Below are 16135 nucleotides of genomic sequence, written 5' to 3'. Positions count from 1 at the left end.
GATACCCTAATCCCGACACCACAATCGGAGAGTTGATGAACTGGACACTCGAGGTCGTAGTGGTACCGGTCTCTGACGTCGACCGGTCAGTCGAGTTCTACAAGAAGCTCGGCTTCAATGTCGACCACAACACGAAAACCAGCGACGGCGTGCACTTCGTCCAGCTGACCCCGCCTGGTTCGGGCTGCTCGATCGTCATCGGAACGGGCATGTCGAAGATGGTGCCGGGGTCGCTGGAGGGCCTGCAGTTGGTGGTCAACGACGTTCGCGCCGCCCGTGCCGAGTTGGTCGAGCGCGGCGTCGAGGTGGGCGAGGTCATGGTGTTCGGACCGGACGGTCCGGTGCCGAGCAAAGGTGATGAAGACCTCAACAACGTCGGATTCATCTTCCTCAGCGATCCCGACGGCAACAGCTGGGCGGTTCAGCAGATTACGTCGCGTCCCTAGGTCAGGGCACGAATCGCGGCGCGGTACTTCTCTCGAAGCCGTTCCTGGGTTTCGGTGTCGAGCTTGGCGAGACGTTCTTCGTCGGTGTTGTCGTCGATGTCGGCCAGCTTCACGGCAAGTGCGATGGGGTTCTCGCGAATCGAGGCGTAATAGTGGTCGCTGGTGTACTCGTCCGAGCGCGTCAGCAGCACGACGGCATCGATCACGTCGCCCGGAATGCCTGCGGCGGCAAGGTCTTGGGCGGAAATGCCGCAGTCCTCGATGACGTCGTGCAGCCAGGCTGCGGCGACCTGTGACGGGTCGTTCAGTCGCTCGGCGATCCGCCGAGGGTGGTCGATGTATGGCTCGCCGGACTTGTCGGTCTGACCGCGATGGGCGATCGACGCGATCGCGCGCGCAGCGGCAATGACTTCTGAGCTCATGTTCGCAGACTGTAGCTTGGCTGAGTGAGTTTGCGAGTCGCGTTCGTCAGCCATGCCAGCACCGATGCCCTTCGGCTGGCCCGAATTCCGGCCGATGAGCCACTGAACGAGGTCGGGCGGCGCGAATGTGGCCGCCGCGAGCAGATGTCGGCAGAGCGAGTGCGAATTGCTCCGGAACTCCGGGCAATAGAGACGGCGCAGGCTCTCGGCCTTGTCGGCGAGACCGACGCCGGACTGAGCGAAATCGACTACGGACCGTGGCGTGGCCTCGAGACGGACCAGTTGCCGCCGGACGACTTCATGGCGTGGTTGACCGATCCGGAGTTCAAAACCGAAGGGGTCGAATCGATCGTCGAACTGATCCAACGAGTTTCGGCCTGGCTCTTCACAACAGCAGCGGCAAAGCAGCACACGATCGCCGTCACCCATCCAGCGGTGATCAGAGCGGCGATCGTCACCGCCCTCGATGCCCCGGCGACGGCGTTCTGGCGCATAGACATTCCGCCGCTGAGCGTGACCCGCTTCCACTACCGAGGGGTCTGGACCCTGCGGTCGACGGGATACGACTATCCGAAGTTGACGCCTTGAGCCAGCGGTAGCTGGTCGGAGTAGTTGATCGTGTTCGTTGCTCGTCGCATGTAGGCCTGCCAGGAGTCGGAGCCGGATTCACGGCCACCGCCGGTCTCCTTCTCACCGCCGAATGCACCGCCGATCTCGGCGCCCGATGTCCCGATATTGACATTGGCAATGCCGCAGTCGGAGCCGTCGGCGGCGAGGAATCGCTCGGCTTCGCGTTGATCGGTGGTGAAGATCGACGATGAGAGCCCTTGCGGCACAGCGTTGTGCAACTCGATCGCTTCGTCGAGCGTGGTGTAGGTCAACACGTAGAGGATCGGCGCGAAGGTTTCTTCGCGCACAACCGACGTCTGACTCGCCATCCGGACGATCGCGGGGGAGACGTAGTACGAATCGGGACCGGCCACGTCGACGCGGTCGCCGCCGAGCACCACGGTCGCGCCGTCGGCCCGGGCCTGCTGCAAACTGGTCTGCATGGCCTCGAAGGCCGCGCGGTTGATCAGCGGACCTACGAGTGTCGAGTCGTCGAACGGATCGCCAATCGGCAGTTGGCGGTAGGCGTCGGCAATGCGGCCGACGAGATCGTCGGCGATGGAGGCGTGAACGATCACGCGGCGCAATGAAGTGCACCGCTGGCCCGCCGTTCCCGCGGCGGCGAACACGATCCCGCGGACCGCGAGGTCCAGGTCGGCCGACGGCGTCACGATGGCGCCGTTGTTGCCGCCGAGCTCGAGCAGCGCCTTGCCGAACCGCGCAGCAACCCGCGGGGCGACGGCGCGACCCATCCGGACCGAACCGGTCGCGCTGAGCAGAGCGACCCTCGCGTCGTCGACGAGTTGCTCGCCAACGGCTGCGGACCCTTGGACGAGCTGGTGCACAGCTGGATCTGCGCCGACGTCGACACAGGCGCGGCGCAACAGCGCGTCACACGCGACCGCGGTGAGGGGAGTCGCTTCCGAGGGCTTCCAGACGACGGTGTCACCGCACACCAACGCGAGGGCCGTATTCCACGACCACACAGCGACGGGGAAGTTGAAAGCCGAGATCACTCCGACGACGCCCAACGGGTGCCACGTCTCCGACAAACGGTGGCCTGGCCGCTCGGAGGCCATCGTCTTCCCGTACAGCTGGCGGGAGATTCCGACGGCGAACTCACAGATGTCGATCATCTCCTGGACCTCGCCCAGGGCTTCCGACGAAATTTTTCCTGCCTCGAGCGTGACGAGGTCAGCGAGGTCGGACTTGTGTTCAGTCAACAACTGGCCGAGCCGGCGCACCACCGCCGCGCGGACCGGCGCAGGGACCGATCGCCACGCCCGAAACGAAGCATGTGCACGAGAAATTGCCGCGTCGACGTCGTCCGGAGTGCTCGTTTTCACACGCCCCAAAACTTCGCCGGTGATCGGCGTTCGCGCGGCCAAATCGCCGTCGTCGGGGGTGGATGCACCCAATCTGGCAAGTGCCTGGCGTGCTCTCGTTTCAAGCGCTGACATCGGCTTTTCCCTTCATAAACCAACCTGGGGGCTGCAAGTTGGATCGCTGGCTAGTAGCGGGGTTGGCGACGGCGGACCAACGCGGGGGCTTGGACAAGGGATGAACACCCGTATGAGCGGCCTGGTAAAACACACCCAGAGGTCTCGAGTTTCAGCCAAGAATCAGCCCTTCTACAGTAGCCTTTGCCGATGGCGCAAACACCCAGGCCCGCGTTGGCGGGCGCACTGGCGCCGCGAGGGCAAGCAACCCGAACGGAGCCGGCAAAGCTCGCAATCGACGATATCGATCGATTGCTGATCCGCGAATTGGTCGCGGACGGGCGAGCAACTTTGTCGACTTTGGCTGAGAAGGCAAGTCTTTCTGTATCGGCAGTGCAGTCGCGGGTCCGCCGGCTCGAGTCGCGAGGCGTGATTCGGGGATATACCGCGAACGTGGACCCGGAAGCGCTCGGCCAGATGCTTTCGGCATTCGTAGCCATCACTCCTCTCGATCCGTCTGCTCCCGACGACGCCCCGAGCCGACTGCAGCACATCTCCGCGATCGAGTCGTGTCACTCCGTTGCGGGCGACGACAGCTACGTCCTGATGGTGCGAGTCGGATCGCCCCGCCATCTCGAGCAGTTGCTGCACGAAATCCGGCAGACGGCGAATGTGAACACGCGGAGCACGATCATCCTGCAGACATTTTACGATAAGTGACTTCCAGGGCGGAATTGTTCCTGTAAGACAGGAAAATTTCCGTTAATAATTGTCGTATCCTCGGTCTCATGACCGCAGAACCGTTGTACCCCGCCCCGCAGGAGATCACTGCTGCCCAGGTTCATCAGGTACTCGCCGCGAACATCCTCGTCGACGGGTTCGACCTGGTCCTCGACCTCGAGCGCTCGATCGGAGCACACCTCGTCGATCAACGCAACGGGACGACCTACCTCGACATGTTCGGGTTCTTCGCGTCGTCTGCGCTGGGGATGAATCATGTCTCGCTGACCGACGACCCAGATTTCCTGCACGAACTCGCGACGGTGGCGGTGAACAAGCCGAGTAATTCCGACATCTATACGGTGCCGATGGCGCGGTTCGTCGATACCTTCGCGCGAGTGCTCGGTGACCCCGACCTGCCCCATCTGTTCTTCGTCGACGGCGGTGCACTTGCTGTCGAGAACGCGCTGAAAGTCGCGTTCGACTGGAAGAGCAGGCATAACGAGTCGATCGGCGTCGATCCGGCACTGGGAACGAAAGTTCTGCATCTGACCGGTGCGTTCCACGGCCGGACGGGTTACACGATGTCATTGACGAACACCGATCCGAACAAAGTTGCCCGGTTCCCGAAGTTCGACTGGCCGCGAATCGATTCGCCCTATCTGACGCACGGGCGTGACGTGGTGGCGGATGAAGAGCATGCCCTGGCCCAGGCACGCGCGATGTTCACCGCACATCCACACGACATCGCCTGCTTCATAGCCGAGCCCATCCAGGGTGAAGGCGGCGACCGCCACCTTCGCCCCCAATTCCTGCAGGCTATGCAGGCGTTGTGCCATGCGAACGACGCGCTGTTCGTCTTGGACGAGGTGCAGACCGGGTGTGGTCTGACCGGGACCGCATGGGCCTACCAGCAATTGGGCGTGACGCCCGACGTCGTCGCATTCGGCAAGAAGACTCAGGTGTGCGGCATCATGGCGGGCGGTCGCGTCGACGAGGTCGCCGACAATGTCTTCCACGTGGCATCGCGTCTGAACTCGACCTGGGGCGGCAATCTCACCGACATGGTGCGCTCCCGGCGAATTCTCGAAGTGATCGAGCGAGACGGACTGATCGAGCGGGCACGCGAGTTGGGCGACCATCTACTCGCGCGACTGCGGTGGCTGGAAGACAGGCACGAGGCCGTTTCCGATGCGCGCGGGCGCGGGCTGATGTGCGCGATCACGCTGGCAACTCCCGAACTACGCGACAGCGTCGTCGCAGGTATGCGCGACGACGAGCGCGTCTTGATCCTTGGCACCGGTGAGCGGGGAATTCGGTTCCGCCCCTCGCTGACCGTGGTGCGATCGGAACTCGATCAGGCTGTCAATGCGCTCGATCGAGTGCTGACCGCACGATAGGCGCATCCGCCCGCGCTGCTGACCTGGACCATCGCCGGTAACGTTTGCTCATCACCGCGCGGAAGGTCGGTACATGGGCATCAAGGTCGCGCTGGAACATCGAACCAGCTACGAGTTCGACCGGTTGGTCGAAATATATCCACACGTCGTCAGATTGCGGCCCGCGCCGCATTCGCGAACGCCGATCGAGGCGTTCTCGCTGAAAGTCGAACCAGCGGACCATTTCCTCAACTGGCAGCAGGACGCGTTCGGAAATTTCATGGCGCGCCTCGTCTTTCCGGAACGCACAACATCGTTGTCGATCACGGTCGGACTGATCGCCGACATGGAGGCTGTCAACCCGCTCGACTTCTTCATCGAGGACTTTGCCGAATACTTCGGGTTCGCCTACCCCAAGGACCTCGCGCTGGACCTGGACCCGTACCTGCGCCCTGTCGACGAAGCAGGCGAAGGCAGTGGACCGGGTGAGGAGGTCACCAATTGGGTGAGCAAGTTCGAGATTCCGGACAAGATTCGGACCATCGACTTGCTCGTCGCGCTCAATTACGCCGTGCTGCGAGACGTTTCGTACACCGTCCGGCTCGAGGCAGGTGTGCAGACGCCGGACCACACCCTCACGACCGGGATTGGTTCGTGCCGTGATTCCGCCTGGCTGCTCGTGTCCATCCTGCGGCAGCTCGGTTTGGCCGCGCGGTTCGTGTCGGGCTATTTGATTCAGCTGACGTCGGATGTTCCTGCTTTGGACGGTCCCTCGGGTCCGACTGCGGACTTCACCGATCTACATGCCTGGGCAGAGGTGTACTTGCCTGGCGCGGGTTGGATCGGTCTCGACCCCACCTCGGGGCTGTTCGCCGGTGAGGGCCATATTCCGCTTTCGGCGACCCCGCACCCGGCCTCGGCGGCGCCGATCACCGGTGCCACCGGCAAGTGCAAAGCCACGCTGGACTTCTCGAACACGGTCCGGCGGATCCACGAAGATCCGCGGGTGACGCTGCCGTACACGGAAACCCAGTGGCAAGCGATCACAGCACTCGGCGCGGAGGTCGACAAGCGCTGCGCGGACGCCGACGTTCGGCTGACGATGGGCGGCGAACCAACCTTCGTCTCCGTGGACGATCAGGAGTCGCCCGAATGGACCACCGACGCCGACGGACCGCACAAGCGCGAGCGGGCGAGCGACCTCGCGGAGCGATTGCGAAGGATCTACGCCCCAACGGGTTTCGTGCAGCGCAGTCAGGGCAAGTGGTACCCGGGTGAACCGCTGCCGAGGTGGCAGATCGGCCTGTATTGGCGCACCGACGGCGAGGCACTGTGGACCGACCCGAAGCTCTTGGCGGATCCCTGGGCCCCCGGCCGCAAGGCACCTGCCAAGCCGCATTACGCGCAGGAGCTCGTCGAATCCGTTGCGGCACAGTTCGGTTTGCCGTTGAGTCAGGTCCGTCCGGCTTACGAAGACGCGTTGGGACGACTCCACACCAAGGTCCGGATGCCCGCAGGGACGCCGATCGATCCGACCTCGACGCCGGACATCGAACCGGAGGAGGATTCCGCAGCGGCGCGCGCCGACCTGCTCGCGCGACTCGACGACCCGACCGCCGAACCAACGGCTTTCGTCCTTCCGCTCAATCGGAGCGAAGACGGCACAGCGTGGGAGAGCGCCGACTGGCGATTGCGGCGCGGACGAATCGTGTTGTTGGAGGGAGACTCTCCAGCAGGCTTGCGCCTGCCGCTGGATTCGATCTCGTGGCGTCCGCCCGAGCCTGATCCGGAATCGGACCCGACCGAAGACAAAGGTCCGCTGCCGCTGGCCTCGAAGGCGGTGCCTGCCGGATCGCCTGCGTTCGTGACGGCGCCGGAGGATTTCGTTCCGACCACGGCTCTCGTCGCCGAGGTCCGCGACGGTGTGCTGTATGTCTTCATGCCGCCGCTGCCAGACCTCGACAGTTTCGCCGAGTTGCTGGGCCAGATCGAAGTCGCGGCATCCGATGGTGGCACTCCGGTGGTCATCGAGGGCTACGGACCGCCCATCGACCCACGGCTGCAATCGCTTTCGGTCACTCCCGACCCTGGCGTGATCGAGGTGAATGTGCAGCCCACCGCGTCGTTTGCCGAACAGTCCGCGCTGCTGGACACGCTCTACGAGCAGGCGCGACTGGCACGGTTGAGCACCGAATCGTTCGACAACGACGGCACCCACGGCGGCACGGGAGGTGGGAACCACATCACGCTCGGCGGTGTCACACCTCAGGATTCGCCGCTGCTGCGACGCCCTGACCTGCTCGTCTCACTGCTGACGTACTGGCAGCGCCACCCCTCTCTGTCCTACCTCTTCTCGGGCCGATTCATCGGTCCGACGTCGCAGGCACCGCGCGTCGACGAGGGGCGGATCGAGTCGCTCTACGAGCTCGAGATCGCGTTCGCCGAGATCGCACGGGTCGGTGAAATGGTGGGTGACGACATCGGCGCCGAGACGTCGAAGCCGTGGCTCGTCGACCGCGCGCTGCGGCACCTGCTTACCGATCTGACCGGCAATACCCATCGCGCGGAGTTCTGCATCGACAAGCTCTACAGTCCGGACTCGGCTCGGGGCAGGCTCGGTCTGCTGGAGTTGCGTGGGTTCGAAATGCCGCCGCATCACCAGATGGCCATGGTGCAATCGCTACTGGTGCGGTCCCTGGTGGCTCGCTTCTGGGACAAGCCGTTGCAGGCACCATTGATTCGGCACGGTGAGAACTTGCATGGCCGGTACCTGTTGCCGCACTACGTGATCAACGACATCGCCGAGGTCGCTGCGGACTTACGCAGGAACGGAATCGATTTCGACACGAGCTGGCTGGAACCGTTCACCGAGTTCAGGTTCCCGCGGATCGGCACGGTCGTACACAGCGGAGTCGAGATCGAGCTTCGCGGCGCGATCGAGCCGTGGAACGTGCTCGGCGAAGAGTCGACGGCCACCGGAACCGCGAGGTATGTGGACTCGTCCGTAGAGCGGCTGCAGGTTCGGGTGGTCGGTGCCGACCGGGAACGGCACATGCTCACGGTCAACGGCATTCCGGTGCCGCTGCAGCGAACCGACATCGCCGACGTGCAAGTCGCAGGGATTCGCTACCGGGCCTGGCAACCGCCGAGCGCACTGCACCCGACGATCGAGGTGCACAGCCCGTTGGTGTTCGATCTCGTCGACGTGGCCGCGGGCCAATCGCGTGGGGGCTGCACCTATCACGTCGTTCATCCGGGCGGTCGCTCGTACGACGATGCGCCGGTCAACGCCGTTGCCGCCGAAAGCCGCCGGAACAGGCGTTTCGAGGAGATCGGGTACTCGTCGGGCGTCATGGACACTGCTGTGTTGCGGGAAATTCGAGCCCGTATCGCCACAGACGTCGGAGCGCCTGGCATCCTTGACCTTCGACGGGTGAGTTCGGTACTGCGGTGACGGGAGGATGACGGCCCACAGGGTGTCGAAATCAGTTGTGGAAAGCGTCCTCGACGATGTCATCAGCGCGTACAGAGTTGGTGGGAGGCCGTCCGCATACGACGAGCTAATCGACGCCGAGGGCAGCATTCGTGGTCATTGGCGTGAGGTCGCCGACGGTGTCGCCGTCAACGATGCGCATGGCCGGGAGCCGTTGCGTGACCGGGTCGCCCACCTCGTCGAGAACGACGGCATCACCTACAACGAGATCACCGACACGAAGGACGGCGCGCCGGTCTCGGCGCCGAGTCCGTGGTTGCTCGACGGGTTGCCGCTGGTACTGGCAGCACCCGATTGGGATCCGCTGGAGGCGGGTCTCTTGCAACGCACTCGTGTGCTCGATGCGGTGCTCGCCGATCTGTACGGTCCGATGCAGACGGTCCGGCGCGGGCTGATCCCACCCGAGTTGGTCTTCGCTGACCCAGGTTACGTGCGAGCGGCACACGGGATCTCGATTCCCGGCAGGCATCAGCTTTTCCTGCACGGCGCCGACATCTCACGGAGTAGTGACGGCGAATTCAGAGTGATCGCCGATCGCACCCAGGCGCCTTCGGGCGTCGGTTATGCCCTCGCCGACCGCCGCGTCATCTCGCGGGCCTTGCCGACCGTGTTCGGTGACGTCCGGCCACGACCGCTGTCCGGCTTCACGCAAGCGATGCGCCTGGCACTGATCGATGCGGCCCCGGAAGGAGCCGAAGACCCTGTCGTCGTCGTGCTCAGCCCCGGCGCCCATTCCGAAACCTCCTTCGACCAAGCGCATCTCGCGACCGTGCTGGGTTTTCCGCTCGTCGAAAGCGCGGACCTCGTCGTGCGAGACGGACATCTGTGGATGCGTTCGCTGGGCACGCTCAAGCGGGTCGACGTGGTGCTGCGGCGCGTCGACGCATTGTTCTCCGATCCGCTCGACCTGCGGCCGGACTCCCGTCTCGGTGTCGTGGGCTTGGTCGAGGTGATGCGCAGGGGCAAAGTCACCGTCGTCAATACCTTGGGCAGCGGTGTGTTGGAGAACCCTGCTCTGCCACGGCTGCTCCCACGCCTGTGCCGGGAGTTGCTCGACGAGGACCTTGCTCTACCTTCGGTCCAGCGGTACTGGGCCGGCGATGCCGCCGAGCGGTCCTACGTTCTCGCACATCTGGACACGTTGGTGCTGGAGCGGACGACCGGCGAACCGGCCGTCCTCGGAGCATCGTTGACGCAGCAGGAACGAGAGGCGTTGCGTGCTCGCATCGAGGCAGAGCCGTGTAGCTGGGTGGGTACCGAATCACCCGAATACTCCAGTGCACCAATCGAATCGTTGCACGGTGTCGCCAGCGCACCGGTGCAGTTTCGGATGTTCTCGGTCAGTCAGCGCGGCGGCTACGCGGCACTCAACGGGGGACTGGGGGCAGTCGTCTCGCACCTCGGACCGGACGGAAACGTCGTGTCGTCCGCCGCGAAAGACGTGTGGATCCGGGCCGCCGAGCGAGTCAAGCCGTCGGAGGCGGGCTCGCCGAGCGCTTTGACCTTGCCGGAGGCGCTTCCGCTGTTGGCAGGCGCTGCGGCAGAACCGGTTTCGTCGCCGCGCGTTCTCGACGACATGTTCTGGATCGGTCGTTACGCTGAGCGGTCCGAGCACACGGCCCGGCTACTGATCGCGATGCGGGACAAGATCGCCGACTACCGGCACAGGCCATGGCTGCCTGGAAGTGATTGTCTGCCAGTGCTGTTCAGTGCAGTCATGGCGTACGCGGGCTGGAGCGAGGCGGAATTCGGAGCCGACGAGGCCGACGCTGCTGTCCGCAAGTTGACAGTTACTGCGGATCGCGCAGGCGCACTTGCCGATTCGGTCGAGCGACTGCAGCAGGCGTGCCGATCGGTCCGTGATCAGCTGTCCAACGACACGTGGTCGGTGTTCAGCGGCGTCGACCGGGCGATTGCTGCAGCGCAATATGACGACACCGACGATCCGGTGCTCGCCGCCACCGCACAAACGGCTGTTCTGGGCGGAATGTTGGCGCTGTCAGGACTATCGGCGGAGTCGATGGTGCACGACGCCGGCTGGTACCACACCGATATCGGCAAGCGCGTCGAGCGGGCGCTGGCGTTGACGAAGTTGCTGTCGAACACCTTGACCGCGCAGCATGGTCCGAGTTGTGAACGGGCAGTTGTGGAATCGGTCCTCGCCACAACGGAATCGTCGGTCACCTATCGGCGGCGAAATCGGGGCCAGGTCCGCATTGCCGCAGTCGCGCTGCTGCTGCTGTTCGACGAGGGCAACCCGCGTTCGCTGATCTTCCAGTTGGACAAGTTGCGCAGCAACCTAAGGGCGCTGCCCGACGCGTCTGGCTCGAGCCGGGCTGAGCGTCTCGTCGAGGAGATCAGCGCACGACTTCGCCGAGCCGATCCCGTCGACCTCGAGGCGGTCGACGCCGACGGTCGCCGCGCGGACCTAGGTAAACTCATGGACGGAATTCATGAGTCGCTGCGTGAGCTGTCCGACGTCTTGACCGACAAGCTGGCCGTGCCGACAGCTATGCAGCCGCTGTGGGGTACGACGACAGGGCGGTACGTTCCATGAGGCGCTTCCGCATCACGCATCGCACAACCTATCGATACTCCGACTCGGTGTCGTCGTCGTACGGTCGTGGGTTTCTCACCCCCCGCGAACTGCCCGGGCAGCGGTTGTTGGAGCACCGCGTCACAGTTGCGCCCGCGCCGGCCGATCAGGCATCCGGCCATGACGTCTATGGCAACGCGGATACCTTTTTTCATGTGACGACGGCGCACGAGCAGCTCGTCGTCACCGGCGAATCGTCCGTCGAGGTCGACAACCCGGTCCGTCCCGCTGCGGCCGATGTGGCGTGGGAGCGTGCGCGCCCGTCGACTCATTGCGAATCCGACGAGTCGGGCGCGCGAGCAGTCGAGTTCGCACTCGACCTGAATCCGCCCGAAATCACACCAGCCGTAAGAGAATATGCAGCGCAGACGTTCGTCCCTGGACGGCCGCTCAGCGAGGTCGTCATCGACCTCACCCACCGGATCTACACCGATTTCACCTACGAATCCGGCTCGACGTCGGTGTCGACACAGGTCGACGAAGTCCTGAGGGAGCGGTCCGGGGTGTGCCAGGATTTCGCCCGGCTGGCCATCGCGTGCTTGCGCAGTCAAGGTCTGGCCGCTCGGTATGTGTCGGGCTACCTGGCGACCGACCCGCCGCCAGGCAGAGAGCGAATGATCGGGGCTGACGCGACGCACGCCTGGGCCGAGGTCTGGGTACCGGGCAGCGAAGATGCGTGGGTGGGTTTCGATCCGACCAACGATCAGCTGGCCGACGAGCGATACATCGTCGTTGCGTGGGGGCGGGATTACGCAGACGTTCCGCCGCTGCGCGGAGTCATCTACACGGATGCGAAAAAAAGCACGATTGCGGTCTCGGTCGACGTTGCGCCGCTCGCGAGCGTAGACGGCGTCGGCTGATGCGCGATTTCGTCTGCCCGAACTGCGGGCAAAAACTCACTTTCGAAAACTCGTTGTGCCTGAGTTGTGGAAGCCCACTGGGTTTTTCGGTGGACCAACGGTCCCTGGTCGTCATCGGGACGCCACCCTCGAGCGACGCGGAATCCTCCGGGGTGGTCGACAGCGAGCACTTCCGCTTGTGCGACAACATGCATTTGGCGAGGTGCAACTGGTTGGTGGCGATGGACGACCCCGAGGGGCTGTGCCTGTCCTGCCGTCTGACCAGAACACGTCCAGCCGATTGGGACACCGAGGCCCTCGTAGCCTTCGCCGACGCCGAACAGGCCAAGCGCAGGTTGATCTTCGAGCTGCGTGAACTCGGTCTGCCGATTGTGTCGCGAGAAGACGATCCGGAGAACGGGGTGGCGTTCGATCTGCTCTCTAGCGGTCGGGAGCAGGTGATGACCGGTCACTTCCAGGGCGTCGTCACGCTCGATCTAGCCGAAGGCGACGACGTTCATCGCGAACAGTTGCGCGTCGAGATGGCCGAGCCCTACCGGACATTGTTGGGCCATTTCCGGCACGAAATCGGCCACTACTATTTCGGCGTGCTGATCGGACCCGACCAACGGAGCGAGTTCGAGTCATTCTTCGGCGACCCCGATGCCGACTATCAGGCGGCACTCGACAGGCACTACCAGAACGGCGCGCCAGCGGGTTGGGCACGTTCCTTCGTCTCGTCGTACGCATCCATGCACCCGGCCGAAGACTGGGCGGAGACGTTCGCCCATTACCTGCACATTCGTGACACCCTCGACACGGCCGCGGCGAACGGTTTCGCGCCGTCCGGGGTGGGGCTGGATCACCCGGTCCTCGGCAAGTCCGGATTCGATCGGATCATCGAACAATGGCTGCCGCTCTCGTGGGCGCTCAATCAGATGAACCGGTCCATGGGTCACCCCGACTTGTACCCGTTCGTACTGCCCGAGAAGGTTCTGGACAAGATGCGGTTCGTGCACACGATCATCAGCTGAGGTCCGCGCAAACGAAGAATGCCCCCGAGTCCGCAGTGGACTCGGGGGCATTCACCCCTCGCTCTTACTGGTGGCCTGTGGTGCACACCCAGCGGACGATCTCCGCGTTGGCGCCCTGGGTGTGGCTGAGTGCCTGCGCCTCTGCGCCTTCACGGGAGGCCGCGTAGCCCCAACCCCAAGCGCCGTTGGGTGCCTTGGAAACTGCGCCGCAGCCGTTCGCGAACCACACCACCGCCGAACAATCGGAGGCGTTGCAGTTGCTGAGCGCGACGGACTCGGCAGTCGCACGAGATGCGTAGTCGTAGGACCAGCCGATGTTGCCGGTGCTGGTCGAGATGGCGATCGAACCGTAGTTGTCGGCAGACGCGCTGGCCGGTCCGGTTGCGATTGCGATTGCAGCTCCGGCGGTGGCGGCGATGACGGCGGTGCGGGCGACGATCTTGTTCATTCTCAGTTCCTTCGCAGTGTGGGACTTGCTGTGTTGGAAATGAGAATGCTCGACTCCGCTTGTTCAACTCTTATCGCGCGCTTAAGAAGGCAATGTGACCTGCGGGAATGCAGTTGAACCAAGTGCTGGCGGCATACGTTCAGAATCGACCGGCTCCGACACGCCCGCCCGTGTGGACGCCAGTGGCTGAAGAAGTATCGAGCCCCGTGCGCGCGTCTTACCCGCCCAGGGGTGAAATTCACTCACAGTCGTTGGGGGTCTCATCGCTTCATTTCTTGTCGGACCCGTCTGATCTAATAGAACGTATGAGCGAGCACCGTGCCGAGTGGGTCGGCGTCACCGAGATCGGGTTGGTCGAGGCCCTGCGGGCGCGCCACCGCGCGGTCGCGGTGGACCAAGCCGCCGAGGTGTTCGCCTTGACCGAGCTGTACCGGCGCCGGTTCGATGAGGACACCGCACGCGGGCTCAACGGGTCGGTCGCCGGGCAGTGGGCCGCGGTGGAAGCGGCGGCAGCGTTGCGGGTGAGCGAGGCGGTGGCGAATGCATGCCTCGATCTGGGGTTGGCGTTGGAATCGTTGCCGCGCACGCGGGCGGCGTTCGCGGTCGGGGATATCGACTTCGCGCGGGCGAAGGTGATCGCCGATCTGCTGGTGAACCTCGATCCGGAGTTGGTCGCCGAGCTGGAGAAACGGCTCGCCGGGGTGGCGGGATCGTGCAATCCGGCGAAGCTACGCGAACGTGGTCGGCGGTGGATCACCGCGGCGGATCCGGACGGGGAGAAGGAACGCAGGCAGCGGCGGACCGAGGATCGGGATGTGCGGATCCGGGGGCATCAGGACGGGATGAGCTACCTGGACGGGTTGCTCCCGGCCGCGGGTGCGCAAGCCCTTGCGGCACGGTTGACGGAGCTGGCGAAGCAGGTCTGTGCTCATGATCCGCGGACGTTCGCCCAACGCCGGGCGGACGGGTTGGTCGCGTTGGCCGACGGCAGTGAGCATCTGTCGTGTGAGTGCGGTCGTGACGATTGCACCGCGAACACCGACGCGACGGCGGGCCTGGCGCGGCGGGCGTTGATTCAGGTCGGGGTGTCGTCGGAGACGTTGCTCGGGTTGGCTGATCACCCCGGGTTTTTGGCGGGGTATGGGGCGATCGATGCGGATCTGGCTCGGTCGTTGGCGGTGGATGGTCGGTGGGAGTGGATCATGGCCGCGGTCGAGAAAGCGGTCGCCGACACCGAAACCGAAACCGACGCGGCGGCAGTTGCCGAGGTGACCGACGACGATCCCGATGATGCCGATGACCCGGCTGATGATGCTGAGGCGTTGCGGTATGCGTGGACGGCGAAGGTGTCGGGGTGGGTGGGGGCGCGGGATGGGACGTGCCGGTTTCCGGGGTGTGTGCGGCCGGCGGTGGAGGCGGATACCGATCATGTCGAGCGGTATGACCATGACGATCCACGTCGAGGCGGCCGCACCGTGAAAGAGAACGCCGCGAAGTTGTGTCGGCGGCATCATCGGTGCAAGACGGCGGGGGAGAACGGGCTCAACGGGTGGCGGGTGCGTCAGTGTGGGGGTGGTCGGTTGGTGTGGACGACGCCGACGGGGGAACAGGTGGTCACCGAGCCGGAGGGCGCGAAGTTCCTGTGGCCGCAGCCACCCCCAGTGGCACCGAAACCACGACCACAGCCACCGCACGTCTATGTGCCGCGCCCGGGTGATGGGATTGTGTGTTCGAGTTCGTCGATGTTGGAGCAGTTGCGGTTCGGGCGGTCCAAGGCCGAGCAGCAGCTGGTGTTCCTGCTGGAGGCGCGTGGGGTGAAACCGGCACGCCGACAACCTAAGTCGCGGATCGTCGACACCACCGACGACCCCGACGAACCATGCCCGTTCTAGTAATACACCGGGCCGGGGACTCCGCCACCAACAGCGATGGCGTCGCCGGTGATACCGATGCTGCGGGGCGATGCGAGGAAGGTGACTACGTCAGCGACCTCGCGGGCATCGATGACCCGACGGACCGAGTTCTTGGCGAGCTCCGCCTCCAACTCGGCGACCGATCGACCCGACGCCGCAGACTGCTCGGCCAGCCGCTTCGTGAGGCGCTCGGTGCGAGTCAACCCCGGATGCACGACGGTGACGTTGACGCCATACGGACCGAGTTCGTCAGCCAAGTTCTTGGTCAAGGCAGACACACTGACGTTGCGCACGGTCTGGGCGATCGAATTGGCTTGCCGTGCACCGAGTCCGCTGATGTTGATGATCCGGCCCCAGCCTTGCGCGACGAGATGTGGTGCGACTGCACGCGCGGTGCGCAGATAGCCGAGCACCTTGATCTCGACCTCACGGCGAACGACGTCGTCGGTGGTCGCGCTCAAATCCTTGGTCGCACCTGCGCTCCACGGCGTCGCGGCGGAATTCACCAGGATGTCGATCCCACCAAATTCGGCAATCGTGCGCCGGACGAGCTCTTGCACGGCGTCATCGTCGCCCGTGTCGGTCGGGACCGCGATGACTCGCCGACCCGATGCCTGAGCGACTTCTCGGGCTGCAGCCTCGAGTGGTTCGGCCGAGCGCGCCGCGATCACCACGTCGACCCCTTCGGCGGCGAGTCCGTGAGCGATGGCCAGACCGATTCCTTGACTGCCGCCGGTCACGATTGCGCGTTTTCCGTTCAAATCCAAGTTCACTCGTCCCACGCTAACGAAAAGAGC

General features: G+C 64.4%; 13 protein-coding genes. 9 read left to right on the top strand and 4 right to left on the bottom strand.

Annotated elements, in window-relative coordinates:
- The first annotated feature begins 35 nt into the window (after positions 1 to 35).
- A complete protein-coding gene (locus tag FGL95_RS13910) occupies positions 36 to 446 on the top strand; it encodes a VOC family protein (RefSeq protein ID WP_169587687.1) in 411 nt (136 codons plus the stop codon).
- Here the strand turns inward: FGL95_RS13910 and FGL95_RS13905 are convergent.
- A complete protein-coding gene (locus FGL95_RS13905; RefSeq protein WP_169587685.1) occupies positions 443 to 868 on the bottom strand; it encodes an HD domain-containing protein in 426 nt (141 codons plus the stop codon). The genes FGL95_RS13910 and FGL95_RS13905 overlap by 4 nt on opposite strands.
- Positions 869 to 892: 24 nt before the next feature.
- On the opposite strand from FGL95_RS13905, the gene FGL95_RS13900 reads away from it, so the two are divergent.
- A complete protein-coding gene (locus FGL95_RS13900) occupies positions 893 to 1456 on the top strand; it encodes a histidine phosphatase family protein (RefSeq protein ID WP_169587683.1) in 564 nt (187 codons plus the stop codon).
- Here the strand turns inward: FGL95_RS13900 and amaB are convergent.
- Complete coding sequence (amaB, locus tag FGL95_RS13895; RefSeq protein ID WP_169587681.1) at positions 1435 to 2937, bottom strand: L-piperidine-6-carboxylate dehydrogenase; 1503 nt, start codon at positions 2935 to 2937, stop codon at positions 1435 to 1437. The genes FGL95_RS13900 and amaB overlap by 22 nt on opposite strands.
- Positions 2938 to 3120: 183 nt before the next feature.
- Here amaB and FGL95_RS13890 point away from each other — a divergent pair, with 183 nt between their 5' ends.
- The 6 genes from FGL95_RS13890 to FGL95_RS13865 all read left to right on the top strand — a co-directional run bounded on the left by FGL95_RS13890 (position 3121) and on the right by FGL95_RS13865 (position 12977).
- A complete protein-coding gene (locus FGL95_RS13890; RefSeq protein WP_420838044.1) occupies positions 3121 to 3636 on the top strand; it encodes an Lrp/AsnC family transcriptional regulator in 516 nt (171 codons plus the stop codon).
- Between the two features lie 68 nt (positions 3637 to 3704).
- A complete protein-coding gene (gene lat / locus FGL95_RS13885; RefSeq protein ID WP_169587677.1) occupies positions 3705 to 5036 on the top strand; it encodes an L-lysine 6-transaminase in 1332 nt (443 codons plus the stop codon).
- 73 nt (positions 5037 to 5109) lie between these two features.
- Positions 5110 to 8469, top strand: coding sequence for a transglutaminase family protein (locus tag FGL95_RS13880; RefSeq protein WP_169587675.1), 3360 nt, complete (start codon positions 5110 to 5112; stop codon positions 8467 to 8469).
- A gap of 7 nt (positions 8470 to 8476) precedes the next feature.
- Positions 8477 to 11065 (top strand): circularly permuted type 2 ATP-grasp protein, encoded by a 2589-nt coding sequence (locus FGL95_RS13875; protein WP_169587673.1) that lies wholly within the window; start codon positions 8477 to 8479, stop codon positions 11063 to 11065.
- Positions 11062 to 11964 carry a transglutaminase family protein gene (locus FGL95_RS13870; protein ID WP_169587671.1) on the top strand — a complete coding sequence of 301 codons (903 nt, stop codon included), beginning with the start codon at positions 11062 to 11064 and terminating at the stop codon, positions 11962 to 11964. The genes FGL95_RS13875 and FGL95_RS13870 overlap by 4 nt, the downstream gene beginning before the upstream one ends.
- Complete coding sequence (locus FGL95_RS13865) at positions 11964 to 12977, top strand: zinc-binding metallopeptidase family protein (protein ID WP_169587669.1); 1014 nt, start codon at positions 11964 to 11966, stop codon at positions 12975 to 12977. The genes FGL95_RS13870 and FGL95_RS13865 overlap by 1 nt, the downstream gene beginning before the upstream one ends.
- Before the next feature lie 64 nt (positions 12978 to 13041).
- Here FGL95_RS13865 and FGL95_RS13860 read toward each other — a convergent pair whose 3' ends face one another.
- The gene (locus tag FGL95_RS13860; RefSeq protein WP_169587667.1) at positions 13042 to 13425 is read right to left on the bottom strand and encodes a DUF4189 domain-containing protein; all 384 of its coding nucleotides are present in this window, start codon (positions 13423 to 13425) and stop codon (positions 13042 to 13044) included.
- Between the two features lie 305 nt (positions 13426 to 13730).
- On the opposite strand from FGL95_RS13860, the gene FGL95_RS13855 reads away from it, so the two are divergent.
- Positions 13731 to 15317 carry an HNH endonuclease signature motif containing protein gene (locus FGL95_RS13855; protein WP_169587665.1) on the top strand — a complete coding sequence of 529 codons (1587 nt, stop codon included), beginning with the start codon at positions 13731 to 13733 and terminating at the stop codon, positions 15315 to 15317.
- Here the strand turns inward: FGL95_RS13855 and FGL95_RS13850 are convergent.
- Positions 15314 to 16111 carry an SDR family oxidoreductase gene (locus FGL95_RS13850; RefSeq protein WP_169587663.1) on the bottom strand — a complete coding sequence of 266 codons (798 nt, stop codon included), beginning with the start codon at positions 16109 to 16111 and terminating at the stop codon, positions 15314 to 15316. The genes FGL95_RS13855 and FGL95_RS13850 overlap by 4 nt on opposite strands.
- Between the last annotated feature and the right edge of the window lie 24 nt (positions 16112 to 16135).

Origin of the sequence: Antrihabitans stalactiti, from assembly GCF_012932915.1 — a bacterium.
In the GTDB taxonomy this organism is placed as follows: domain Bacteria; phylum Actinomycetota; class Actinomycetes; order Mycobacteriales; family Mycobacteriaceae; genus Antrihabitans; species Antrihabitans stalactiti.
The sequence above is the reverse complement of the archived record's forward strand: the minus strand, read 5'-3'. Positions and strand labels throughout refer to the sequence as shown.